Genomic DNA, 22,096 nt, shown 5'->3' on the forward strand with positions numbered 1-22,096 from the left:
GATTAGCTACGTTTGGAAGGGATAACCGCTGAAAGCATCTAAGCGGGAAGCCTGCTTCGAGATGAGATTTCCATGCACCTTGAGTGTGAGAGGCCCCCAGCTAGACCACTGGGTTGATAGGCAGGATGTGGAAGCAAGGACTAAAGACTTGTGTAGCTGACCTGTACTAATAGGCCGATGACTTTCAACACACAATAAAACAATATTTGAACTGATGATTTCAATGCTGTTCGCGTTCACTATGCGGTTACGAGACAACAACCTCTAGCCAGCAAATACGGATGAGTTACAAGACTTTGTAGCACCGGAAAACATTGACCAGGAAACGTTTTGGTTTGTGTGCTTCGTGATTGTTACGGCGGTCATAGCGTGGGGGAAACGCCCGGTCCCATACCGAACCCGGAAGCTAAGGCCCACTGCGCCGATGGTACTGCACTCGTGAGGGTGTGGGAGAGTAGGTCACCGCCGGACTTAACTTGAGTAGATGGTTTGAGGCCCTGGTACCGTTTGGTGCCGGGGCCTCACCTGTTTAACTAGACTATTTAAGCCGTACGCGCATCGGCCGTCCTCACCCTTCCTATCTTCATGGAAGTAGATAAGGTGTGTAGTAGAAATAACAAGATCTTCTACACGAGGGGCTTTCCTTGACCACCGAGACTACGAGTCCACTGACATACCGCGACGATTCAATTCGTCCCCAGGACGATCTCTACCGCCATAGCAATGGCAAGTGGTTCGAGACAGCAACAATTCCAGGAGATCAAGGAATTTACGGTTCCTTCATGGAACTCCGCGACCAGGCTGAGGCTGCGGTCCACGGAATCATTAATGAAGCAGTGCAGAAGGTCGATTCCGGTGCAGAAACTGACGCCGCCACCCAGCGCATTGCCCGCCTCTACAGCTCATTCATGAATGAAGCCGTTATCGAAGAACGCGGTGCCGATCCGGTTGCTGTCTTCTTGAATACTATTTCGGATATCCAGAGCACCGAACAGCTGCTCGAAGTATGCGGTTTCTTCCAGCGCAAAGGCATCAGCGGCTTCATGGATATCGGCGCGATGAACGACGCCGGCAATCCGGACCGGAACCTGCTGACCTTCCTGCAAGGCGGCCTGGGCCTGCCTGATGAGTCCTACTATCGCGAAGAGCAGTTCGCTGAAACCGTATCCGACTACCAGGACCACCTTGGCCGCCTGCTGGCCCTTGGCGGTATTGCTGATGCCGAAGCCGCGGCCGCACATGTCGTAGCGCTCGAGAAGGCCATGGCCTCGCATCACTGGGACCGGGTCAAGGTCCGCGATGCTCAGGCACGCTACAACCTGATGTCCGATGAGGAGCTTTCCGCGCTTTTCCCGGGTGTGAGGACCTGGCTGGCTGGCGCCGGCATTGAGCCGAAGTACTACAGCGAAGTTGTCGTCTGGCAGCCAAGCTACCTTCAGGGATTGTCTGAGCTATTCGGCTCCCAGCCGCTGGATGCCTGGAAGAACTGGTTGCGGGTCCAGGTGCTGCGCTCCTTCGCTCCCTATTTGTCCAGCGCATTCGTCAATGAGAATTTCTCCTTCTACTCGGCCAAGCTCGGTGGCGTGGAACAGCTCAAGGAACGCTGGAAGCGAGGTGTCGCATTCACCGAAGGTGCTGTAGGCGAAGACATCGGCCAGCTGTACGTGGCTGAGCACTTCCCTGCAGAGGCCAAGGACGCCATGGACGCGCTGGTTCAACGGCTCATCGAGGCTTACCGCATCTCGATCAGCGAACTGTCCTGGATGGGCCCGGAGACCATCGAAAAGGCACTGGATAAGCTTTCCAAGTTCCGTCCGAAGATCGGCTACCCGAACCAATGGATCGACTACTCTGCCATCCAGGCTGATGAACTGGACGTCATCGCGAATATTGCCTCGGCGAACGAATTCGAGTTCGCTCGTGAATTGAAGAAGATCGATGACGGGGTGGATCGCGAACTGTGGTTCATGTTCCCCCAGACGGTGAACGCCTACTACCACCCGCTGCTGAACGAAATCGCGTTCCCAGCGGCAATCCTGCGCCCGCCATTCTTCGACGTGAACCGCGACATCGCCTCGAATTTCGGCGGCATCGGCGCGGTCATCGGCCACGAAATCGGCCACGGCTTCGATGACCAGGGCTCGCAGTTCGATGGCACTGGCCAGTTGACCAATTGGTGGACCGATGAGGACCGGGCTTCCTTCGAGAAGCTGACCGCCAAGCTGGTGGACCAGTACAACGCGCTGTCCCCTTCAGAAGCCCCGGAACACAACGTCAACGGTGCACTGACCTTGGGCGAGAACATCGGCGACCTCGGTGGCCTGGGCATTGCCTACAAGGCCTACAAGCTCGAGTTGGCCGCCCTTGGCATACAGGAAGATGAAGTGATCGACGGCATCACCGGAGACCAGCGCTTCTTCTACTCCTGGGCCGAATGCTGGCGCACGCTGATTCGTCCGGAGACCGCGGTGGTACGCGTGACCACCGACCCGCATGCACCCGGGGAGTTCCGCTGCAACCAGGTTCCGAAGAACCTGGCATCCTTCCACGAGGCCTTCGGCACCAAGCCCGGCGATGGCATGTGGCTGGATCCAGCTGACCGCGTAGAAATCTGGTAAACCGCATAACTGAATGGATAGGGCAGGGGCAAAGCCAGCTTTGCCCCTGCCCTATCCTGCGCTACGGGCCAAGATCACTGTGTAAGGCTGATCATGAAGGGCTTCAACTGCACGCCATGACACGTAGAATGGTCTATTGTGACTTCCGAAAATAATTCCGCACAGGCCCCAGATCCAAACGACCAGCGACAGGTGCGCACCGATAAGCGCAACCAGCTGCTGGCCAAGGGCGAGGAAGCCTACCCGGTAGGCATAGCTCGCACCCACTCGTTGCAGGAAATCCGCGACAAGTACGAGCACCTCGAAGCTGGTGAAGAGACCGAAGACGTCGTCGGCATTGTCGGCCGCATCGTTTTCATGCGCAACACCGGCAAGCTGTGCTTCGCCACCTTGCAGGAAGGCGGCCAGAAGGGCGAAGGGGTTCGCCTGCAGGTCATGCTCTCGCTTGCCAACGTTGGCGAAGAGCGCCTGGCCCAGTGGAAGTCGCTCGTCGATCTGGGCGACCATGTGTTCGTGACCGGAAAGGTCATCTCCTCGCGCCGCGGCGAGCTGTCCATAATGGCAGACGCTTGGGAAATGGCTTCCAAGGCCCTGCGCCCACTGCCGGTGCTGCACGCCGATCTGAATGAAGAGACCCGCGTGCGCCAGCGCTACGCCGATTTGATCGTGCGCAACGAGGCCCGCGAAATGGTCTACAAGCGCGCCGCGATCGTCCGCGCCGTACGCAACACCCTGGAGAACCGCGGCTACGTCGAGGTTGAGACCCCGATGCTGCAGCTGGTTCACGGTGGCGCTTCGGCCCGTCCATTCAAGACGCACCTGAACGCCTTTGACCAGGAAATGACCCTGCGCATCGCAACCGAGCTGTACCTCAAGCGGTGCGTCGTTGGCGGTGTTGACCGCGTCTTCGAAGTGGGGCGCATCTTCCGCAACGAGGGTGTCGACTCGACCCACTCGCCGGAATTCACCACCTTGGAATCCTACGAAGCCTACGCCGACCAGTACGTCATGGCCGATCGCATCAAGGAAATCATTCTCAATGCCGCTGATGCCATTGGTGCCGGCCGCACCATCGAGACCCCCAAGGGCACCGCTAACCTGGACGGCGAATGGCGCTGGGTCAGCGTCTACCCTGGCCTGTCCGAAGCTGTCGGCGTGGAGATCACACCGGAAACCGATGCTTCGGTGCTGCGCGAAGTCGCTGCGAAGCACGAAGTGAAGATCGATCCGGCCTGGGGCGCCCAGAAGCTGGTCATCGAGCTGTTCGGCGAAATCGTCGAGCCGACCTTGATCGACCCGACCTTCGTGTGCGACTACCCGCCACTGGCACAGCCGCTGGCACGCCCGCATCGCTCGAAGCCGGGAGTCATCGAGGCCTGGGACCTGATCATCGGCGGCATGGAGCGCGGTACCGCGTTCTCCGAGCTGATTGACCCGGTGATCCAGCGCGAGCGCCTGACCGAGCAGTCCCTGATGGCTGCTGGCGGCGATCCGGAAGCAATGCAGCTTGACGAAGACTTCCTTCGTGCATTGGAATACGGTGCACCGCCGATGGGCGGTATCGGTTTGGGTATCGATCGTCTGGTTATGCTTTTCACCAACGTCGGTATTCGTGAAACTATTCTGTTCCCACTCCTAAAGCCGGAGGCATAGGAATGCCATATATCGAGGCGATCGTCCCGACAATCGGCCTGGCGCTGCTTTTCTGGTACGTGATGAAAGCAATTACAAACGCGGATCGAAAAGAACGCCAAGCTGAAGCTGAAGCTGATGCGCTAATTCAAAATCGCTCGGATTCTAATAATCCAGTAAACGAGAATTAGTCTTTCCTGAAAGAACCTTGTGAATTCTGATGATAATTAGAGTTTAGTGCGGCTATTTGTATATGCTTGTTGTTTGAAATGGGCTGATGATCGAATGTCAGTTGGTCCAGTACATTCAAGCTCGGAGGAATTCCTAAATGGCACGTCAGGTTCAAATTGCCCTGATCGACGATATTGATGGTAGCGAGGCGACTGAATCTATTGCATTCAGCGTCGCTGGTCAGCATTTTGAAATCGACCTGAACGACGAGCATGCTGCTCAGTTCCATGCAGCCATCGAGCCGTACATCGATGCGGCGCGCTCGTCGAAGCAGACTGCAGCGAGCGAAGCTCCAGCAATCCGCGCATGGGCGAAGGAAAACAACATCAAGGTCAACGCACGCGGACGCCTTAATGCAGAAGTTGTAGATGCCTACAATGCTGCAATGCGCAAGGGCGGGCGAAACCGCGCGAAGTAATTTGCGGGGTTTTCAACAAGTCTCAATATAAGAGCCGGCACGCAATGCGTGCCGGCTCTTATTCTTATAACGACGTTCGTAATTCATCCAATACTTTCATTGAAGATCGCAATATTGGTGAGCCAAGTAAATCCGGAAATTAATTGCACCTCAATTACGGATTTCCGGTACCAGGGGACCGCTTCGGTTATCCCTGTGGCGAACAAGGGCGCATTGCCGGCGCTTGGTGCGTAGCATCGAATTATTGGTAAGCAAGGAGTGTGCCGAAGATGTTTGAGAGATTTACCGACCGTGCCCGTCGAGTTGTCGTGCTCGCCCAAGAAGAGGCGCGCATGCTCAACCACAACTACATCGGCACCGAGCACCTGTTGCTCGGTCTAATCCACGAAGGCGACGGTGTCGCCGCAAAGGCGCTTGAGTCGCTGAATATTTCGCTGGGTGCCGTTCGTGAGCAGGTTCAGGAGATTATCGGCAAGGGCCAGCAGGCGCCTTCCGGTCATATCCCGTTCACTCCTCGCGCCAAGAAGGTTTTGGAGCTCTCGTTGCGCGAAGCGCTGCAGCTGGGGCATAACTACATTGGTACCGAGCACATCCTGCTCGGCCTGATCCGCGAGGGCGAGGGCGTCGCAGCCCAGGTCCTGGTGAAATTGGGTGCTGACCTCGGTCGCGTGCGCCAGCAGGTCATCCAGCTGCTCTCGGGCTACCAGGGCGGCAAGGAAACTGCCTCCGCTGGCGTCAGCTCGGGCGGACAGCAGGAAGGCACCCCGGCAGGCTCGGCGGTGCTCGACCAGTTCGGCCGCAACCTCACCGCAGCTGCCCGCGAGGGCAAGCTCGATCCAGTGATTGGCCGCGAGCACGAGATGGAACGCGTCATGCAGGTCCTCTCGCGCCGTACCAAGAACAACCCGGTGCTGATCGGCGAGCCTGGTGTCGGCAAGACCGCAGTCGTCGAGGGCCTGGCCCAGTCGATCGTGCGCGGCGATGTGCCCGAGACCATCAAGGACAAGCAGCTGTACACCCTGGACCTCGGTTCCCTGGTGGCCGGCTCCCGCTACCGCGGCGACTTCGAGGAACGCCTGAAGAAGGTCCTCAAGGAAATCCGCACCCGTGGCGATATCATCCTGTTCATCGACGAGATCCACACCCTCGTTGGTGCTGGTGCCGCCGAGGGCGCCATCGATGCCGCGTCGATCCTCAAGCCGATGCTGGCTCGTGGCGAACTGCAGACCATCGGTGCCACCACCTTGGATGAGTACCGCAAGAATATCGAGAAGGATGCAGCGCTTGAGCGCCGCTTCCAGCCGATCCAGGTCAAGGAGCCTTCGGTAGAGCTGACCACGCAGATCCTGCGTGGCCTGCGCGACCGCTACGAGGCGCACCACCGCGTGACCATCACCGATGGTGCACTGCAGGCCGCTGCCACGCTGGCGCACCGCTACATCTCCGATCGCTTCCTGCCGGACAAGGCCGTGGACCTGATCGACGAGGCGGGCGCACGCCTGCGCATCCAGCGCATGACCGCTCCTCCGGCCTTGAAGGAAATGGACGAGGAAATCGCCACCGTGCGCCTGGAGAAGGAAGCTGCGATTGACGCGCAGGACTTCGAAGGGGCTGCCTCGCTGCGCGATAAGGAATCCAAGCTGATTGAGGCCCGCAACGAGAAGGAGAAGTCCTGGCGCAATGGCGACATGGACGAAGTCTCCGAGGTGACTGAGGACCTTATTGCCGAGGTACTTGCCAACTCCACCGGCATCCCGGTTGTGAAGCTGACCGAGGAAGAGTCCACGCGCCTGCTGAACATGGAAGACGAGCTGCACAAGCGCGTCATCGGCCAGGACTCGGCGATCAAGGCCATCTCCCAGGCGATCCGCCGTACCCGTGCAGGCCTGAAGGATCCGAACCGCCCAGGTGGTTCGTTCATCTTCGCCGGCCCAACCGGTGTAGGCAAGACCGAGCTGGCCAAGGCGCTGGCAGAGTTCCTCTTCGGTGAAGAAGACGCGCTGATCACCCTGGACATGTCCGAATACTCGGAGAAGCACACCGTTTCCCGGCTCTTCGGTGCTCCTCCGGGCTACGTCGGCTACGAAGAGGGCGGGCAGCTGACCGAGAAGGTCCGCCGCCGTCCGTTCTCCGTAGTGCTCTTCGACGAGGTCGAGAAGGCGCATGCCGACTTGTTCAACTCATTGCTGCAGATCCTGGAAGACGGCCGCTTGACCGACTCCCAGGGCCGTGTGGTGGACTTCAAGAACACCATCATCATCATGACCACCAACCTCGGTACCCGCGACATCTCCAAGGGTGTGATGACCGGCTTCCAGTCGGCCGCGGATACCAAGACCGGTTACGAGCGCATGCAGGCCAAGGTCCAGGAAGAACTGCGTCAGCATTTCCGCCCTGAATTCCTGAACCGTGTTGATGACACCGTGGTCTTCCCGCAGCTGAACCAGGACGAGATCGAAGAAATCGTCGACCTGTTCATCGCACGCCTGGCCAAGCGCCTGGAAGAACGCGAGATCACCATCGAGCTGACCCAGGCTGCCCGCAGCCTGCTGGCCCAGCGCGGTTACGATCCAGCAATGGGTGCCCGCCCGCTGCGCCGCACCATCCAGCGCGATATCGAGGACCAGCTCTCCGAGCGCATCCTCTTCAGCCAGATCGTTGCGGGCCAGAAGGTCACCGTCGACGTCGAGGGCGAAGGCGAGAGCCGCAAGTTCGTCTTCCACGCTGAAGGCGGCACCGGCCAGCTGGAAGGCGAGCCGGCACCGGCAGCACTGGAAAGCTAGGCCGCAGAGGCATAACCCATAGCCGTGGAACTGACAACGTTCAGTTCCACGGCTATTGGCTTTAATCCGGCCATGTCGTAGGCTCAACACATGAAGAAGCGAAGCAAAGGGCAACAGCTGATTGCCGCTTCCTGCCTCGCAGTCATGGCCTATTCAGCCCTGTACCTTCTCCTCCGTCCCCAGCTTCCTGGACAATTGGTGCGCCATGCCGGCACCGACGGAGCCGGATACGGCCCAACGTGGCTGGTGGTGCTGGTGATTGGTGCCGCGGGCACGCTCAGTATTGCCATCGGCATCATTGCCTACCGCGACTTCACCTCATTGGGGCACTGGAACCCGGGACCGAAATCGATTGTGGTCTGCTTCCTGGCCGCTGGCTTCGGAATCCTCGGACTGGGCGCTGCCATGCTTCTCGCTGCCATGGGAGAAGACGCCGCGCAGCAAGGCACCCTGCCTATTGGCATGGGACTGCTTGGGCTGATCGGAGTCTTCGCGCTTTCCGCCTCGCTGCTGGCAAAGGCATTGCCCCAGGCGGAGCAAGAAAGCCTCGACGCCTGAAGAGCAATCGATTCCCTCCGGGCGTGCTGGGCTTAGCGGGCCACCGCCTTGGCTACCAACTCGGCAAGCATTTCTTCGAGCTGCGCATCAAGCGCGGTAATGGCGAACGAGGTGGGCCATAGGGTGCCCTCATCCAGCTGCGCAACATCGTTGAAGCCGAAAGTCAGGTAGCGGGTACCGAACTTCTTGGCATCCTGCATGAAGCACAAGATCTTGCCGTCCAAAGCGTAAGCGGGCATGCCATACCAGGTTTTCGGCTCCAATTCCGGAGCCGTCTCGGTGATGATCCGGTGCAGCTTCTGCGCAAGCACCTTGTCGTTGCCCTCGAAGGAAGCAATCTTCTCTTCCACTTCCTTGCGGGCCTGTTCCGCCTTCTCGGCTTTGGTCATGCGCTTCTTCGAAGTGCGCACCTCAGCGGCCCGCTCTTTCATCGCGGCCTTCTCGGCGGCTGAAAAGCCTTCTTGTTCTGAACTGCTCATGCTTCTTCTCCCTGAACTGCTTGGTTGATACGGACCATATTTCCCGAAGGATCGCGGAAGGTGCAATCGCGCGGACCCCACGGTTGGTCCATTGGCTCCTGCAGGACTTCAGCGCCCGACGCGCTCAAAGTTTCAAAGACCTTGTCCAGATCATTGGTGGACAGCACCAGCGGGCCGATCGCGCCCTTGGCTACCAGCTCGGCCAAGGCCTGCGCATCGGCAGCTGACCGGCCAGCGCCCGGAGCCGAAAGCACCAGGCTGGTGCCGGCGCCGTCGGAGCCGCCAAGGGACACCCAGCGGAAGCCGCCGTTGGCGACATCGGAGAGGACCGTGAAGCCCAGCGCATCGCGGTAGAACGCGAGCGCCTCATCCACATCGAGCACGGTCAAAGGGACATGATTGATTGAAATGCTTGCCATGGCTCCAGCCTAGGGAGCGCCGACCAGATAGCGCTTCTTCAAAACTGCTCAGAATCTCTCGGGACGCAAAAGGATCTTGGCGATGCAGGCAGGGATCTGCTCGGTGGCTGAATGGTCCCGTTCCCGGTATGACGAGGGAGGTTCGCCGACCACTTCGGTGAAGCGCGTGCTGAAGGAACCCAGAGAGGTCCATCCCACTTGCATGCAAGCATCTGTTACCGAGACCGATGCGCGCAGCAGATGCATGGCGCGCTCGATACGGCGGGTGAGCAAATAGGCATGCGGGGTCTCGCCATAGGCCCGCTTGAACTCCCTGGAAAAATGAGCAGGAGACATGGAAGCACGCTGGGCCAACGCAGGCACATCCAATGGTTCCGCATAGTGCCGGTCCATCAGGTCCCTGGCCCGGCGCAAGTGCGCCAGGGTTTTCAGCGCTTCGGCATCCACCGGCTAGCCCCGGTTCCTGGCTCGCAGGACAAGGAATGCACCCAGCACCGTTGAGCACAGGTAGATCCCGGTGACGGTGATCCAGCCCGCGGTGAAGCCACCGGCCGAGCCGACCAGCAGGCCCATGGCCAAGGGCCCCACGGTGAAACCGCCAAACTGGCCCGCCGAGACGATTCCGCTGGCACTTCCCAGGCGGCTTGCGGGGATCACCCGCAGCAAGCCCGCCATCAGCACTACCGAAACTCCCAGGGCCGAGGCGCCGTGCAGGCAGACCGCTAGCCAGAGCAAGGCCACCGAGTGCAGCTGCTGGGCCATCAGGAAGCTGGCACCGCCCGCAGTGGCCAGCGACGCCAGCAGCAGCAAGAGCTTAGGAGCTGATACGCCGCGTGACATCATCTGCCCCCATCCGACGCGGGCGGAAACGCCAATGACGCCAGCGACCGCGGCGGTCAGGCCGCCAGCGACCAAGGAGAAGTCCAGCTCGCGGACCGCAAAGAGCGCCAGGTAGACGTTGGTCGCCTGTACGCCGACACCGTTGATGAAACCGAATAGGGCCAGCGCAAAAATGACGAACTTCGTGGAGGGGGCGGCCGCAGCCACCGGCTGGCTCGCGCCCGTTGCCGCCTTCTGCGGGGCAGGCGCGGCGAGCATGGGAGTCGCGCGGATAACCCGTACAGCGATCACCGCGAGGACCGCGGCGAGCACGGCGCCGGCCAGCGATGCTCCGTTCCAGCCAATGAATGCAGCCAGCAGCGGGAACCCCACGCTGCCTATGAGCTGTGAAACCTGCACGCCAGACTGCTTGATGCCGGTCCACGTGATGCGCTGGGCACTAGGGACGCGCTGGGCCAGAATGCGGTTGGTGACCCCGTTGGGGAATGACTGGGCGAAGCCGGCCAAACCGGAAGCCGCCAGGAGCAAGACGTAGCCTGCGGGAATGGCTGCCAAGCCCAGCGCGACCGCCGTCGTGCCGAAGATCAGCAGGACCAGCCTGGTATCCGGTTGCCTGTCGGAGAACTTCCCGAAGACGGCGTTACCCAGTGCGGCGCAGCCGAAGCACACTGTCGCCAACAGGCCGAACTGGGATTCGGTGATTCCCAAATCCCTGATGACCAGGTCGCTGGTGGCGTTCAACCCGTAATTAAGCAGGGGAGCGATGCCGACGGCGGATAGGAGGATGGCAAGCAACCCGAATCCGGGGCGTGCTGTTCTAGCTGGCATCCTCATCCTTGCTCCAGTGCGACTTCAATGTTCAAGTTTATCTTGGCACACCGTGTTGCGGGATGTTCCTTCAATGACATATCCGGCATCTGCTTCGATTCTGCAAACGGTGGGGCATAGGATTTAGAACGTGAACTCTTTTACCGTCCGCTCAGCCAGAACCAGTGATGTCAACGCTATCCGCAATCTTGTGCGCCCGTTGGCCGAGGAACGGATCCTGCTGGATAAGGAAGCGGTCACCTACTACGAGTCCATCCAGGAATTCCTGGTCGCCGAGGACGCGGACGGCAATGTTGTCGGCTGCGGCGGTTTGCACGTCATCTGGGAAGACATCGCCGAAATCCGTACCTTGGCGACCTCGGGCGAGCTGCGTGGCAAGGGCGTAGGCCATGTCCTGCTCTCCGAACTCTTGGAACGTGCCCGGGAAGTCGGGGTTGGCCGCGTCTTCTGCCTGACCTTCGAAGTGGATTTCTTCATACGCCAAGGCTTCAAGGTGATGGCTGACCAGAGCGCCGTGGATCCAGCGGTATACCAGGAGATCCTGCTCTCCCGGGATGAAGGCGTTGCTGAATTCCTGGACCTCGCCCGCGTGAAGCCGAATACCTTGGGCAACACCCGGATGATCATTACGCTGGACTGATACTTCTAGTCCATCCGGTCGTAGCGCGCACGGAATACCAGGTACAGCGCGTAGCAAACCAGGCCCGCACCGATAGCAACCAGGGCAACCGGCCCAAACGGCTGATCCTGGATGGCCTTCAGCGCGCCATCGATGCCGCTGGCCTCTTCCGGGTCGCGCTGTACCGTGGCCACGATGAAGAGCAGGCCCACGGCACCGAGGACTACGCCTTTGGCAGGATAGCCCAGCATGCCCGAGTACTTGATCGCGCGCGATACCTCGGTATTTCCGGAACCGGAGAGATCCTTCAAGAACTTCCGGGTGGCACCCTTGTAGATGTAGTAGCCGGCCATGGCCAGCAGCCCCAGGCCCAAGGCGATCAGCAACCCCCGGCCAAGTCCGGTCTTCATCATTTCTCCGCTGAAGCTGGTGGCAGTCTTTCCCGAATCACTGGGAATTCCCACCGCAAACCGCCCAAAGGTGAAGCCGACAGCCAAGAAGGACACCGAGATGGCCGCGGACTTGAGCCTGCCCTTCAGCTCGTTTTCGGGCAAGAAGGCCTGCGCCAAGGACCATAGGCCCAGCAATAGTGCGCCGATTGCGCAGATCCACAGCAAGACCATGCCGAAAGGCTGCTCTGCCAAGGCGCCCATGGCTCCGCCCTGATCGGCTTCCGCCTTGCCGCCGGCAGCGACGAAAGCTGCGAGGATTCCCACGGTTGCGTGAAGTACGCCGTTGGCGACGTATCCCAGGCGTGCGGCGCGTTCGAACCATGGGTGCTTGGCTACGTGGCGAACAGCAGCGGCCGGATCAACTGAAGCGTTCATGGGCTAAGCATAGGTAGGCATCAGGGCATAAAGCTAGCCGCTTCTGGCTCGTTCCGGGCCGATGCTACGAAGGCAGGCGGATTCCATCTTCTTCGGCGATCGCCAGGCCATCTTTGAGCAGCCCGGCCAGTGCCCGTTCACGCTGCTCCAATGGTGATTGCAATTGGTCAAGCGCCACATACCTTGCATGCGATTCATGGGACAGCTCGGCCAGGAAGGACTGCTCTGGCACCGCCTGCTCATGCTCGCGCAGGATCGCCATGATGGCGCCGCGGACCTGCCGGTCCGTACCCTTCCAAGCTTGTCCCTTCGGGATGTAGTGCGGGGCCGGCTGCCCCTGGGCAATCCATGCGCACTGCTGGAAGACCGGGCATTGCTCGCACTTCGGGCTGCGAGCGGTGCACACCAGGGCACCGAGTTCCATTACCGAAATATTCCACAGATTCGCTGCCTGATGATCCTCGGGCTGGACTTCTGCAGCCCGGGCGAATTCACTGGCACGCGGGCTTGGCTCGGGCAATGCCATGCCGCCAAAGAGCCGTGCATGCACGCGGCGAATGTTCGTGTCCACGACAACGGTGCGCTCGCCGAAGGCAAAGCAGGCAATGGCGGCCGCGGTGTAGGAGCCGATGCCCGGCAAGGCCAGGAGCTCGGCTTCGGTGCGCGGGACTTCGCCGTTGTACTCGGTGGTGATCTCCACGGCGGCGGCATGCAAGCGCTGCGCGCGCCGCGGATAGCCCAGCCGTCCCCACGCTTTCAGTGCTTCGGACAGCGGTTCCGCAGCCAGATCCTGCGGCCGTGGCCAGCGGCGCATCCATTCTTCCCAAACCGGCAAGACACGAACTACCGGAGTCTGCTGGAGCATGAACTCGCTGACCATGACTTCCCAGCCGCTCACTCCGGGGCGTCGCCAAGGCAGGTCGCGGGCGTTCTCTAGGTACCAGGTGTTGATGGTGTTGTGGATTTGCTGCACCCCACCACTCTAAGCCAGCGCACCGTCCGCCCGGAATCAGCGGGAATGGATTGCAGAACGTGATTTGCCCTGGATCCTACGCCATTACCGGCTTCGGGCAGGCAAATGAATTAGCCTTAAGCCATGAGCAACGCATCAGGGGGGAAACCATCGGCCAGCGTCTACCGGCGCAGGCGGATCACCGTGGCAGTACTTGCCCTGGTGCTCGTCGGCCTGCTTGTCTGGGGCGTCGTTGCGCTGGCCGGATTGTTCTCCCCTGATGAGAAGAAAACTGCAGGCAATGAGCCAAGCGCCCAGCAAACCCAGTCGGTTCCTTCGCCATCGCCAGAGCCGGAAGACGACGAAGCTGCGGCCAAGAAGTGCAAGAGCGACGAGGTCGAGATTACTGCGACTACCGATGCGAAAAGCTACGCCTCGGACAAGAAGCCGACCTTGCTGCTGGGCATCGAAAATGTTTCCAAGCGCGAATGCGAATTGAACGTCGGAACCACGCAGCAGGAGTTCCTGGTTTCCAGCGGCGCGGACCGCATCTTCTCCACCATCGATTGCCTGGATGGCGCAGAAGATGTGAATCTGGCCTTCAAGCCGGGGCAGAAGGAGAACGCGCGCTTCACCTGGAACCGCGAGCGTTCGGCTCCCGGGTGCAAGTCGGTCAGCGTGCAGCCGCGTCCGGGAACCTACAAGTTCACCGCCGCTATCGGCGAATTCGTTTCGGAGCCGGTCACCTTCACCTTGGAGTGAAAACGCCTAGATGTAGCGATCCAGCAACGAGGATTCGGCCATGCGGGCCAGCCCTTCCCGGATGGAGCGTGCACGCTGCTCGCCGACGCCCTCGATTTCCATGAGCTGGCTGGTGGACGCTGCCATGAGCAGCTGCAAGTTATCGAAGGACGCCACCAGGCGGTCCCCGACCAGCTTGGGCACCGTGCGGATCTGCGAAAGCAGGCGGTAGCCCTTCGGGGTCAGCTGGTCGTCTTGGCCAATGGTGGAGTGCGGGAACAGGATCTTGGTCAGGCCATCAAGCTCAATGAGCTGGGCATCGGAAACTTCATGCAGCGTCTCCAGGGCACGCTCGATATCCAGCTCCTGGCCTTCAGCGTCGGAATAGTCCCGCAGGAGCAACTGGTTATCCGCCTGGATGCCGGAGAGCAATTCCGCATGCTGGGCCGCCAGCAGGCGCCCATCGATGCCCAGCTCCAGCACGTAGCGGGAGATTTCTTCGCTGGTACGGCGCAGCATCTCGGTGCGCTGCAAGACAGCGAGCACTTCCCGCGCGGTGGCGACATCTTCAATTTCCGCAGCTGACAGGGCGCTGGTGACCTGGTCCAGGCGGTGGCGGTACCGTTCCAAGGTAGCAATAGCCTGGTTGCCGCGGGCCAGCAGGCGCTCGGCTGGCTCGAGCACATGGCGCTCGCCGTCGGCATAGAGGGTGATGGTCTGCATGGACTGCGAAACCGAAATCGTCGGGAACCCGGTTTGCGCGGCTACGCGTTCTGCCGTGCGGTGGCGGGTGCCGGACTCCTGGGTTTCAATCTGCGCATCCGGCATCAGCTGCACGCCGGCCTGCTGGATCTGGCGTCCTGTGCCGTCCAGAATGATCGCGCCGTCCATCTTGGCCAGTTCGCGGATGCGTGTAGGCGTGTATTCGGTGTTGATCCTGAAGCCGCCGGAGCTGATCGACTCCACGAGCCTGTCATGGCCCAGCACTATGAGAGCGCCAGTACGGCCGCGCTGGATCCGTTCAAGACCCTGGGCGAGCTCGGTACCCGGGGCAATCTGGGCCAGAACGGCAAGGAATCCGGGGGTTGGGTGCGCTTTCAACTTGCGTCCTTTCGGCGGGCAGCAACAATCAAGTTTATCCTGCGGGCTTCTGTCGCTGGTTAAACGCAATATCCAGCGCCTGCGCGATGTTCTCCACCTGGAATACGCGGATGCCCTCGGGGATATTCTTCAACGGTTCCGGGGTGGCCGGAGCCATCGCGAAAGAGAAGCCCAGACGCTGCGCCTCGGTGATGCGCCGTGAGATTTCCGGTACTTGCCGAACTTCGCCGGCCAAGCCGACTTCGCCGAAGGCCACGAAGTCCTGCGGCAGCGGGAATTCATTCATCGAAGAAGCCAATGCCAGCGCGCAGGCCAGATCCGAGGCGGGTTCGGCAATTTTCACGCCACCCACGGTGGCGATATACGAGTCCATGGACGACAGATCCATATGCGCGCGGGCCTGCAGCACCGCCACAACCATTTGCGCCCGCGCGGCATCCAAGCCACTGGTGGCCCGGCGGGCAGCAGGGGCATTGCTGCGCGAGAGCAAGGTCTGCACCTCGGCAACCAGCGGCCGGCGGCCCTCCATCGTGACGGTGATGCAGGTGCCCGGCACCGGGGTGCGGGTTCGGGTGACGAAAAGCTTGGAAGGATCGGTCAGCGATTCAATGCCGTCTTCATTCAAATCGAAGCAGCCCACCTCGTCGGTGGCTCCGTAGCGGTTCTTCAGCGCGCGCAGGATGCGCAACCGCGAATGCTTCTCGCCATCGAACTGGCAGACCACGTCCACCAGGTGCTCGAGCAGCCGTGGGCCGGCGACCGAACCTTCCTTGGTCACGTGGCCGACCATGATGGTGGACATGGCTCGGGTCTTGGCCGCGTTGATGATCGAGGCAGCGACTTCGCGCACCTGGGAAACGCCGCCGGCAGCGCCGTCCACCTCTGCCGAGGAGAAGGTCTGCACCGAGTCCAGGATCAGCAGCTGCGGATCGATCTCCTGGATCTGGCCCAAGGCCAGAGCCAGGTCGGTTTCGGCGGCCAGGAACAGCGTATCGGCGATGGCGTTGATGCGTTCGGCGCGGGACTTTACCTGCGCGGCGGACTCTTCACCGGTTAGATAGAGCACGCGCAAGCCGGTTTGCGCGGCTTTCGCGGCAACGTCCAAGAGCAGCGTGGACTTGCCCACGCCAGGTTCGCCGGCCAGCAGGATCGCGGCTGCCGGAACCAGGCCGCCACCGAGCACGCGGTCAAGTTCGGAGACGCCACTGGGGCGGAAGGCCGCTTCGGAGCCGTCAATCTGCGCGATCGGCTTGGCTGGGTGGGCCACCTTGGCCGCGGCTACGGTACGGGCGGAGACGACACCCACTTCTTCGACAGTGCCCCAGGCCTGGCATTCGCCGCAGCGGCCCACCCACTTAATCGTGGTCCACCCGCATTCAGAGCATTTGAACGATGCGGAAGACTTGCTGCGAGTGGAGGTTTTGGCCATGGCTCAATGCTATCGAGCTATGCGGACATTTTCGTTCAGGACAGCTTGGGCAGCACTTCGATGGCTTCTTCGTGTTCGCGGCCTGCCGCTTCGAGCAGATCCACCACCATCGGGCGCAGCAGCAAGACCAGGCCTTCGCCCTGGAGCCCCTCAACTCCCAGGGCGCGCGGATCCAGTTGGGCGGCGACGCCTTCGAGCTGCAGCTGGGCGGCCTTCTCGTATTTGCGTTGGCCAGCCACCGTGGTTTCGCGCACCGAGTGCGCCAAGGTGTTGACCGCCTCGGATAGCTCGCGCATCAGGGGAGCCAAGGTTTGCGCGCCTTCCGGGGTCAGTGCGCTGTTGCTGAGCACGGAAGCAAGGCGCCGGGCGAAGACCCGCGAGTTGCGGGCGGCCCAGTCGTAGTGGTTGAAACGCTTGGATAGCCGGTTCAGTTCATGGCGGTGGCGACGCCCGGTGGGGGAAATCGTTGCGATTTCCTTCGAAGCGCGGAAGGCGGCTGGCAGCATATCCAGGTACTTCTGGGTTCCGCGAGCCTTGATCAGTGCGTGGAAGGCTGCGCGCCGGTCATCGTCGCGGATGGCCCAGGCGCATTCCAAAAGCGCTTCGGAGAGCTCCTTGAACAGATCCGATAACGCGGACACCGGGCTGCGCCGCGGGTCGGTAGGCCAGAAAATAATCACCAGCAGGGCAAGCAGGGACCCGGTCAGGGCATCGATGGAACGGGCAAATGGCCCATCCGCGCTGATGGGCAGCAGCACTACCAGTGCCGATTGCATGCCCAGCTGGGTGGAGAAGATGGCACCGGAATCCAAATAGCGGGCAATGACCAGACTCAGCGACATCACCAGTGCGGCCTGCCAGATCCCCTGCCCGAACCAGTGCATGAGGGTATCGCCCAGCGCCACCCCCAGGGTGCACCCCAGGGCGACTTCGGCGGTTTTGCGCACGGTGGTGGAGGCGCCGAAGCCCAGGGAAACCAGCGCGCTGGTGGCTGCGAAAATCGGTTGGGAATGTCCCCAGATGCTTTCGGCGATCCAAAAGGCTCCGATTGCGCCAAGCGTCATGCGCAGGATTCTAGGCAGGGAGTTGCGCGAGCGTATCAGCCCAGCGCGATTGCGCTGCGCTATGAATCCGAATAGATGCGCTGGCATGCGCTTCACTTTCCGCCCAGTTGCCATGGCTTCAGTCTTCCACGTGTTCGGCGGCAGGTGGCAGAAGCTGCCGGGATATTGCGCTGGTGAGCAGGATCACTTGGCTTCGGGTATGTTGTTAACCTTATGTTCACCTTTGCCGGGGGAGCTGGTTACTTTCGATCTTTAACGTCGTAGATGAAGCGGGAAGACGCCGCTGAAGGTTTTACATCGATCTACCAACATGGGGAGTAAATCTCGTGAAGCTCAATCGCTTTGGCAGCGCAGCTGCTGTTCTTTCCGTAGCGGCACTCGCGCTGACCGCTTGCGGCTCGGATAACCCAACCGCCGCAGCAGGTTCTGAAGGTGCCGAGGCGTCGGCAGCATCCGGTGTCACCGGAACCCTGACCGGCATCGGCGCATCCAGCCAGAACTCGGCCATGGAAGCATGGACCACCGGCTTCAAGACCGCCAACCCGGAAGCCAACGTGCAGTACTCGCCAGATGGCTCCGGCGCAGGCCGCGAAGCATTCCTGGCAGGTGGCGCGCAGTTCGCCGGCTCGGATGCATACCTGAAGGAAGACGAAGCCGAAAAGGCCAAGGAAGTTTGCGGCCCAGAAGGCGCATTCAACATCCCGGCCTACGTTTCGCCGATCGCGATCGCTTTCAACCTCGAAGGCGTTGAAGAGATCAACATGGACGCAGCCACCATCGCCAAGGTGTTCAAGAAGGAAATCACCAAGTGGAACGATGAGGCTATCGCCAAGCAGAACGAAGGCGTTGAACTCCCGGACACCGCAATCACCGTGGTGCACCGCAATGATGAGTCCGGTACCACCGAGAACTTCGTCGAGTACCTGAAGGCCGCAGCGGCTGACGTTTGGAGCTACGATGTTTCCGGCGACTGGCCAAGCGACATCCAGTCGGAGAATGCCAAGGGCACCTCTGGCGTGGTTTCGACCACCACCTCCACCAACGGCGCAATCACCTACGCCGACTTCTCCGCAGTGGGCGGCCTGTCCACCGTGAACGTGAAGGTCGGCGAGGAATACACCAAGATTTCTGCTGAAGCAGCTGCCAAGGCCCTGGAGACCGCAACCCCAGTTGAAGGCGCAGCCGAGAACGACCTGGCTCTGGACCTGGAGCGCGACACCACCGAAGCGGGCACCTACCCAATCGTCCTGGTTTCGTACCACATCTTCTGCAGCAGCTACAAGGACCAGGCAACAGCCGATCTGGTCAAGGCCTTCGGCAACTACGTCATCTCCGAAGATGGCCAGAAGACCGCGCAGGCTTCGGCAGGCAACGCCCCGATCTCGGCAGCCATTGCCGAGAAGGCAAAGAAGTCGATCGACGGCATCACCGTCGCCGAGTAGTACCCCGCCGGGCAACCGGCACCAGGTGCGGGTGGACGAACTCACCCACCCGCACCAGCAGTACCCCTCCACCCCCGCAGTGAAAACTGCACCACCCCCGTTTCGTAAAGGCTCTAGCCATGACTACCAATGCTTTGACAAGCAAGTCATCGACTTCCGGCCGCGCTGGTGACAAGATCTTCTCCGGTGCCGCCCTGGGCGCCGGTGTCCTGATCCTGATCACGCTCTTCGCGGTCGCGGTCTTCTTGCTGATCCAAGCCCTGCCGACGTTCTTCGCCGATCCGGCGGAGATTTCCGGCGGCGCAGGATTCTTCGCTTACATCTGGCCGATTGTTATCGGCACCGTGATCGCAGCGGCTATCGCGCTGCTGATCGCCACCCCGATCGGCATCGGCGTGGCGCTGTTCATCTCGCACTTCGCTCCACGCAAGGTCGCAGGCCCGCTGGGCTACCTGATCGATCTGCTCGCCGCGATCCCCTCGGTGATCTACGGCGCGTGGGGCTACATGGTGCTCGCTCCGGCTCTGGTTCCAGGCTACGAATGGCTGGCCAAGAATCTGGGCTTCATCCCCATCTTCGAAGGCCCCGCCAGCCAGACCGGCAAGACCATGCTCACCGCCGGCATCGTGCTGGCCGTGATGGTGCTGCCGATCATCACCTCGCTGAGCCGCGAGATCTTCTTGCAGACTCCCAAGCTGCACGAGGAAGCCGCGCTGGCACTGGGCGCAACCCGCTGGGAAATGATCACCACCGCGGTGATCCCGTTCGCCCGTCCGGGCATCATTTCCGCCGTCATGCTGGGTCTGGGCCGCGCCTTGGGCGAGACCATGGCCGTTGCGCTGGTGCTCTCCACCGGCAACCTGATCCCATCGCTGATCAAGACCGGCAACCAGACTATCGCCGCGGAAATCGCCTTGAACTTCCCTGAGGCCTTCGGCCTGCGCCTGGCAGAGCTGATCGCCGCCGGCCTGGTCCTGTTCCTGATCACCCTGGTCGTGAACATGATCGCTCGTGGAATCATCGCCCGCCACAAGGAATTCTCGGGAGCTAACTGATGAGCACCATGACTACTAACCAGAGCAACAGGCCCGGGGCTCCGACTCCACCGGTGCGCAAGCGCAACTCCCTGGCCAAGGGCAAGCTGCCGAAGTGGGCCATCTGGGCGATTGCCGCAGGTGCCATCATTGTCGGCGCGGCAGCGTCCACGCTGACCGGCTTCAACGTTGCCTCCTTCGCCATCTACTCGGCGCTCATCTTCCTGGTGGCCGCCTCCGTGATCACCACCGCAGCTGAAGGCAAGCGTCGCGGCAAGAACGCGATGTGGACCTACCTGATCTACGCGGCGTTCATCGTCGCCGTGATCCCGCTGGTATCCGTGCTCTATACGGTGCTGGAAAAGGGCATGCCGGGCCTGAACAGCCACTTCCTGTTCAGCTCCATGAACGGCGTGACGGGCGCGGTGGACAATGAATCCGTCGCCAATGGCACCCCGGTAGTCGGCGGCGCGTACCACGCGGTGATGGGCACCTTGCTGATCACCCTGTGGGCCACCTTGATCTCTGTTCCAGTGGGCATGCTGACCGCTGTCTACCTGGTGGAATACGGGCAGGGCAAGGCGCTGTCCAAGGCGATCACCTTCTTCGTCGACGTGATGACCGGCATTCCTTCGATCGTTGCCGGCCTGTTCGCAGCGGCCTTCTTCGGCATGATCCTGGGTCCGAACGCCCGCATGGGCATCGTCGCGGCGGTCGCGTTGAGCGTGCTGATGATCCCGACGGTGGTCCGCTCCACCGAGGAAATGCTCAAGATCGTTCCCAACGAACTGCGTGAAGCTTCCTTCGCGCTGGGCGTGCGCCGCTGGCGCACCATCTTGAAGGTCGTCATCCCGACCGCGATCTCCGGCATCGCCTCGGGCGTCACCCTGGCCATCGCCCGCGTGATCGGCGAGACCGCGCCAATCCTGGTCACCGCAGGCATCGCAAGCCAGATCAACATGAACGTCTTCGCAAACTGGATGTCCACGCTGCCGACGTTCATCTACTACCAGATCCTGACTCCGACCAGCCCGACGAACATCGACCCGTCGGTGCAGCGCGCCTGGGCTGCTGCCCTGCTGCTGATCTTCATGGTCATGGCTTTGAACCTCATCGCCCGCCTGGTCGCTTCGATCTTCGCCCCAAAGAAGGGCCGTTGAGCTAAGGCTCCGGTCCGGACAAACCCGAACTTTTCAAGGATTACATCATGGCAAAACGCATTGACGTCAACGACCTGAACGTCTACTACTCCAAGTTCCTCGCCGTTGAAGGCGTCTCGATCAACATCGAGCCGAAGTCCGTCACCGCTTTCATCGGCCCCTCGGGCTGCGGCAAGTCCACCTTCCTGCGCACCCTGAACCGCATGCACGAGGTCATCCCGGGCGGCCGCGGCGAGGGCCAGGTCCTGCTGGACGGCGATGACCTGTACGGCGCCGGCGTCGACCCGGTCACCGTGCGCAGCCAGATCGGCATGGTCTTCCAGCGTCCGAATCCGTTCCCGACCATGTCCATCAAGGACAACGTGCTCGCCGGAGTGAAGCTGAACGGCCAGCGGATTTCCAAGTCCGATGCCGATGCCCTGGTCGAGAAGTCGCTACGCGGCGCCAACTTGTGGAACGAAGTCAAGGATCGCCTGGACAAGCCGGGCTCGGGACTCTCCGGCGGCCAGCAGCAGCGCCTGTGCATCGCCCGCACCATTGCGGTCAAGCCGGACGTGATCCTGATGGATGAGCCTTGCTCGGCATTGGACCCGATCTCCACCCTGGCTATCGAGGACCTGATCAACGAGCTGAAGAACGACTACACCGTAGTGATCGTGACCCACAATATGCAGCAGGCTGCACGCGTGAGCGACAAGACCGCGTTCTTCAACATTGCGGGCACCGGCAAGCCGGGCAAGCTCATCGAGTACAACGACACTGCAGCCATCTTCTCCAACCCGGAGCAGAAGGCCACCGAGGATTACGTCTCCGGACGCTTCGGATAAAGATTTCGGATACCGCCGCTCCTTGAGCCGGCGGTAGACGGACCGGAAGGGGGGTCTTCCGGGGATCCTGGAGGGGATCACCGCCAGGGGGGGG

At 61.1% G+C, this 22,096-nt stretch carries 21 protein-coding genes and 2 rRNA genes; 14 read left to right on the plus strand and 9 right to left on the minus strand.

The window, feature by feature from the left end; genetic code table 11:
• The 8 genes from ACNPM8_RS02780 to ACNPM8_RS02815 all read left to right on the plus strand — a co-directional run.
• A 23S ribosomal RNA gene (locus tag ACNPM8_RS02780) occupies window positions 1-191 on the plus strand; the annotation flags it as partial.
• A gap of 163 nt (window positions 192-354) precedes the next feature.
• Window positions 355-471, plus strand: a 5S ribosomal RNA gene (gene rrf / locus ACNPM8_RS02785).
• Between the two features lie 173 nt (window positions 472-644).
• Complete coding sequence (locus ACNPM8_RS02790) at window positions 645-2,618, plus strand: M13 family metallopeptidase (RefSeq protein ID WP_105662699.1); 1,974 nt, start codon at window positions 645-647, stop codon at window positions 2,616-2,618.
• Between the two features lie 138 nt (window positions 2,619-2,756).
• On the plus strand, window positions 2,757-4,271 hold the full coding sequence (lysS, locus tag ACNPM8_RS02795; RefSeq protein WP_105659018.1) for a lysine--tRNA ligase: 1,515 nt from the start codon (window positions 2,757-2,759) through the stop codon (window positions 4,269-4,271).
• Window positions 4,272-4,273: 2 nt separating this feature from the next.
• Window positions 4,274-4,441, plus strand: a complete 168-nt coding sequence (locus ACNPM8_RS02800; protein ID WP_166650875.1) for a hypothetical protein — start codon at window positions 4,274-4,276, stop codon at window positions 4,439-4,441.
• A 137-nt stretch (window positions 4,442-4,578) separates the two neighbouring features.
• Window positions 4,579-4,899 (plus strand): histone-like nucleoid-structuring protein Lsr2, encoded by a 321-nt coding sequence (locus tag ACNPM8_RS02805; protein WP_105659017.1) that lies wholly within the window; start codon window positions 4,579-4,581, stop codon window positions 4,897-4,899.
• A gap of 269 nt (window positions 4,900-5,168) precedes the next feature.
• Window positions 5,169-7,682, plus strand: a complete 2,514-nt coding sequence (locus ACNPM8_RS02810) for an ATP-dependent Clp protease ATP-binding subunit (RefSeq protein WP_105659016.1) — start codon at window positions 5,169-5,171, stop codon at window positions 7,680-7,682.
• 90 nt (window positions 7,683-7,772) lie between these two features.
• Entirely contained in the window at window positions 7,773-8,240 is a 468-nt protein-coding gene (locus ACNPM8_RS02815; protein ID WP_105662701.1) for a hypothetical protein, read from the plus strand.
• Between the two features lie 32 nt (window positions 8,241-8,272).
• Here ACNPM8_RS02815 and ACNPM8_RS02820 read toward each other — a convergent pair whose 3' ends face one another.
• The 4 genes from ACNPM8_RS02820 to ACNPM8_RS02835 are packed head-to-tail and all read right to left on the minus strand — an operon-like array spanning window position 8,273 to window position 10,806.
• Window positions 8,273-8,719: an iron chaperone gene (locus tag ACNPM8_RS02820; protein ID WP_448939270.1), complete on the minus strand. Its 447-nt coding sequence runs from the start codon at window positions 8,717-8,719 to the stop codon at window positions 8,273-8,275.
• Window positions 8,716-9,138 carry a VOC family protein gene (locus ACNPM8_RS02825; RefSeq protein ID WP_448939271.1) on the minus strand — a complete coding sequence of 141 codons (423 nt, stop codon included), beginning with the start codon at window positions 9,136-9,138 and terminating at the stop codon, window positions 8,716-8,718. The genes ACNPM8_RS02820 and ACNPM8_RS02825 overlap by 4 nt, the downstream gene beginning before the upstream one ends.
• A 48-nt stretch (window positions 9,139-9,186) precedes the next feature.
• Window positions 9,187-9,531 (minus strand): helix-turn-helix domain-containing protein, encoded by a 345-nt coding sequence (locus ACNPM8_RS02830; protein WP_448939288.1) that lies wholly within the window; start codon window positions 9,529-9,531, stop codon window positions 9,187-9,189.
• A 57-nt stretch (window positions 9,532-9,588) separates the two neighbouring features.
• Entirely contained in the window at window positions 9,589-10,806 is a 1,218-nt protein-coding gene (locus tag ACNPM8_RS02835; protein ID WP_448939272.1) for an MFS transporter, read from the minus strand.
• Between the two features lie 130 nt (window positions 10,807-10,936).
• On the opposite strand from ACNPM8_RS02835, the gene ACNPM8_RS02840 reads away from it, so the two are divergent.
• Window positions 10,937-11,446, plus strand: coding sequence for an amino-acid N-acetyltransferase (locus ACNPM8_RS02840; RefSeq protein WP_105659010.1), 510 nt, complete (start codon window positions 10,937-10,939; stop codon window positions 11,444-11,446).
• A 5-nt stretch (window positions 11,447-11,451) separates the two neighbouring features.
• On the opposite strand, the gene ACNPM8_RS02845 is transcribed toward ACNPM8_RS02840, so the two are convergent.
• Together ACNPM8_RS02845 and ACNPM8_RS02850 are read right to left on the minus strand one after the other, a co-directional pair.
• On the minus strand, window positions 11,452-12,252 hold the full coding sequence (locus tag ACNPM8_RS02845) for a DUF1206 domain-containing protein (RefSeq protein WP_105659009.1): 801 nt from the start codon (window positions 12,250-12,252) through the stop codon (window positions 11,452-11,454).
• Window positions 12,253-12,316: 64 nt separating this feature from the next.
• The gene (locus ACNPM8_RS02850; protein WP_105659008.1) at window positions 12,317-13,225 is read right to left on the minus strand and encodes an A/G-specific adenine glycosylase; all 909 of its coding nucleotides are present in this window, start codon (window positions 13,223-13,225) and stop codon (window positions 12,317-12,319) included.
• A gap of 123 nt (window positions 13,226-13,348) precedes the next feature.
• On the opposite strand from ACNPM8_RS02850, the gene ACNPM8_RS02855 reads away from it, so the two are divergent.
• Window positions 13,349-13,966: a hypothetical protein gene (locus ACNPM8_RS02855; protein ID WP_448939273.1), complete on the plus strand. Its 618-nt coding sequence runs from the start codon at window positions 13,349-13,351 to the stop codon at window positions 13,964-13,966.
• A 6-nt stretch (window positions 13,967-13,972) separates the two neighbouring features.
• Here the strand turns inward: ACNPM8_RS02855 and disA are convergent, their stop codons facing one another.
• From disA to ACNPM8_RS02870, 3 genes are read right to left on the minus strand one after another with little or no spacing between them, the layout of a single operon-like run.
• On the minus strand, window positions 13,973-15,046 hold the full coding sequence (disA, locus tag ACNPM8_RS02860) for a DNA integrity scanning diadenylate cyclase DisA (RefSeq protein ID WP_105659006.1): 1,074 nt from the start codon (window positions 15,044-15,046) through the stop codon (window positions 13,973-13,975).
• Window positions 15,047-15,080: 34 nt separating this feature from the next.
• On the minus strand, window positions 15,081-16,475 hold the full coding sequence (radA, locus tag ACNPM8_RS02865; protein ID WP_105659005.1) for a DNA repair protein RadA: 1,395 nt from the start codon (window positions 16,473-16,475) through the stop codon (window positions 15,081-15,083).
• Window positions 16,476-16,510: 35 nt separating this feature from the next.
• Window positions 16,511-17,539 carry an FUSC family protein gene (locus ACNPM8_RS02870; protein ID WP_286134711.1) on the minus strand — a complete coding sequence of 343 codons (1,029 nt, stop codon included), beginning with the start codon at window positions 17,537-17,539 and terminating at the stop codon, window positions 16,511-16,513.
• A gap of 326 nt (window positions 17,540-17,865) precedes the next feature.
• Here ACNPM8_RS02870 and pstS point away from each other — a divergent pair, with 326 nt between their 5' ends.
• From pstS to pstB, 4 genes are all read left to right on the plus strand, one after another.
• Window positions 17,866-18,981: a phosphate ABC transporter substrate-binding protein PstS gene (gene pstS / locus ACNPM8_RS02875; RefSeq protein WP_105659003.1), complete on the plus strand. Its 1,116-nt coding sequence runs from the start codon at window positions 17,866-17,868 to the stop codon at window positions 18,979-18,981.
• Between the two features lie 119 nt (window positions 18,982-19,100).
• Window positions 19,101-20,036: a phosphate ABC transporter permease subunit PstC gene (gene pstC, locus ACNPM8_RS02880; protein ID WP_105659002.1), complete on the plus strand. Its 936-nt coding sequence runs from the start codon at window positions 19,101-19,103 to the stop codon at window positions 20,034-20,036.
• Window positions 20,036-21,175, plus strand: a complete 1,140-nt coding sequence (pstA, locus tag ACNPM8_RS02885; RefSeq protein ID WP_105659001.1) for a phosphate ABC transporter permease PstA — start codon at window positions 20,036-20,038, stop codon at window positions 21,173-21,175. The genes pstC and pstA overlap by 1 nt, the downstream gene beginning before the upstream one ends.
• A gap of 47 nt (window positions 21,176-21,222) precedes the next feature.
• Entirely contained in the window at window positions 21,223-22,002 is a 780-nt protein-coding gene (gene pstB, locus ACNPM8_RS02890; protein WP_448939274.1) for a phosphate ABC transporter ATP-binding protein PstB, read from the plus strand.
• The last annotated feature ends 94 nt before the right edge of the window (window positions 22,003-22,096 follow it).

The organism is Glutamicibacter sp. AGC46, assembly GCF_053543715.1.

Excerpts from the sequence above, each read along its gene's own strand:
- ACNPM8_RS02800 (WP_166650875.1), top strand. The coding sequence starts at position 4,274 with ATGCCATATATCGAGGCGATCGTCCCGACAATCGGCCTGGCGCTGCTT.
- ACNPM8_RS02805 (WP_105659017.1), top strand. The coding sequence starts at position 4,579 with ATGGCACGTCAGGTTCAAATTGCCCTGATCGACGATATTGATGGTAGC.
- ACNPM8_RS02810 (WP_105659016.1), top strand. The coding sequence starts at position 5,169 with ATGTTTGAGAGATTTACCGACCGTGCCCGTCGAGTTGTCGTGCTCGCC.
- ACNPM8_RS02815 (WP_105662701.1), top strand. The coding sequence starts at position 7,773 with ATGAAGAAGCGAAGCAAAGGGCAACAGCTGATTGCCGCTTCCTGCCTC.
- ACNPM8_RS02820 (WP_448939270.1), bottom strand. The coding sequence starts at position 8,719 with ATGAGCAGTTCAGAACAAGAAGGCTTTTCAGCCGCCGAGAAGGCCGCG.
- ACNPM8_RS02825 (WP_448939271.1), bottom strand. The coding sequence starts at position 9,138 with ATGGCAAGCATTTCAATCAATCATGTCCCTTTGACCGTGCTCGATGTG.
- ACNPM8_RS02830 (WP_448939288.1), bottom strand. The coding sequence starts at position 9,531 with ATGGACCGGCACTATGCGGAACCATTGGATGTGCCTGCGTTGGCCCAG.
- ACNPM8_RS02835 (WP_448939272.1), bottom strand. The coding sequence starts at position 10,806 with ATGCCAGCTAGAACAGCACGCCCCGGATTCGGGTTGCTTGCCATCCTC.
- ACNPM8_RS02845 (WP_105659009.1), bottom strand. The coding sequence starts at position 12,252 with ATGAACGCTTCAGTTGATCCGGCCGCTGCTGTTCGCCACGTAGCCAAG.
- ACNPM8_RS02855 (WP_448939273.1), top strand. The coding sequence starts at position 13,349 with ATGAGCAACGCATCAGGGGGGAAACCATCGGCCAGCGTCTACCGGCGC.
- radA (WP_105659005.1), bottom strand. The coding sequence starts at position 16,475 with ATGGCCAAAACCTCCACTCGCAGCAAGTCTTCCGCATCGTTCAAATGC.
- ACNPM8_RS02870 (WP_286134711.1), bottom strand. The coding sequence starts at position 17,539 with ATGACGCTTGGCGCAATCGGAGCCTTTTGGATCGCCGAAAGCATCTGG.
- pstC (WP_105659002.1), top strand. The coding sequence starts at position 19,101 with ATGACTACCAATGCTTTGACAAGCAAGTCATCGACTTCCGGCCGCGCT.
- pstA (WP_105659001.1), top strand. The coding sequence starts at position 20,036 with ATGAGCACCATGACTACTAACCAGAGCAACAGGCCCGGGGCTCCGACT.
- pstB (WP_448939274.1), top strand. The coding sequence starts at position 21,223 with ATGGCAAAACGCATTGACGTCAACGACCTGAACGTCTACTACTCCAAG.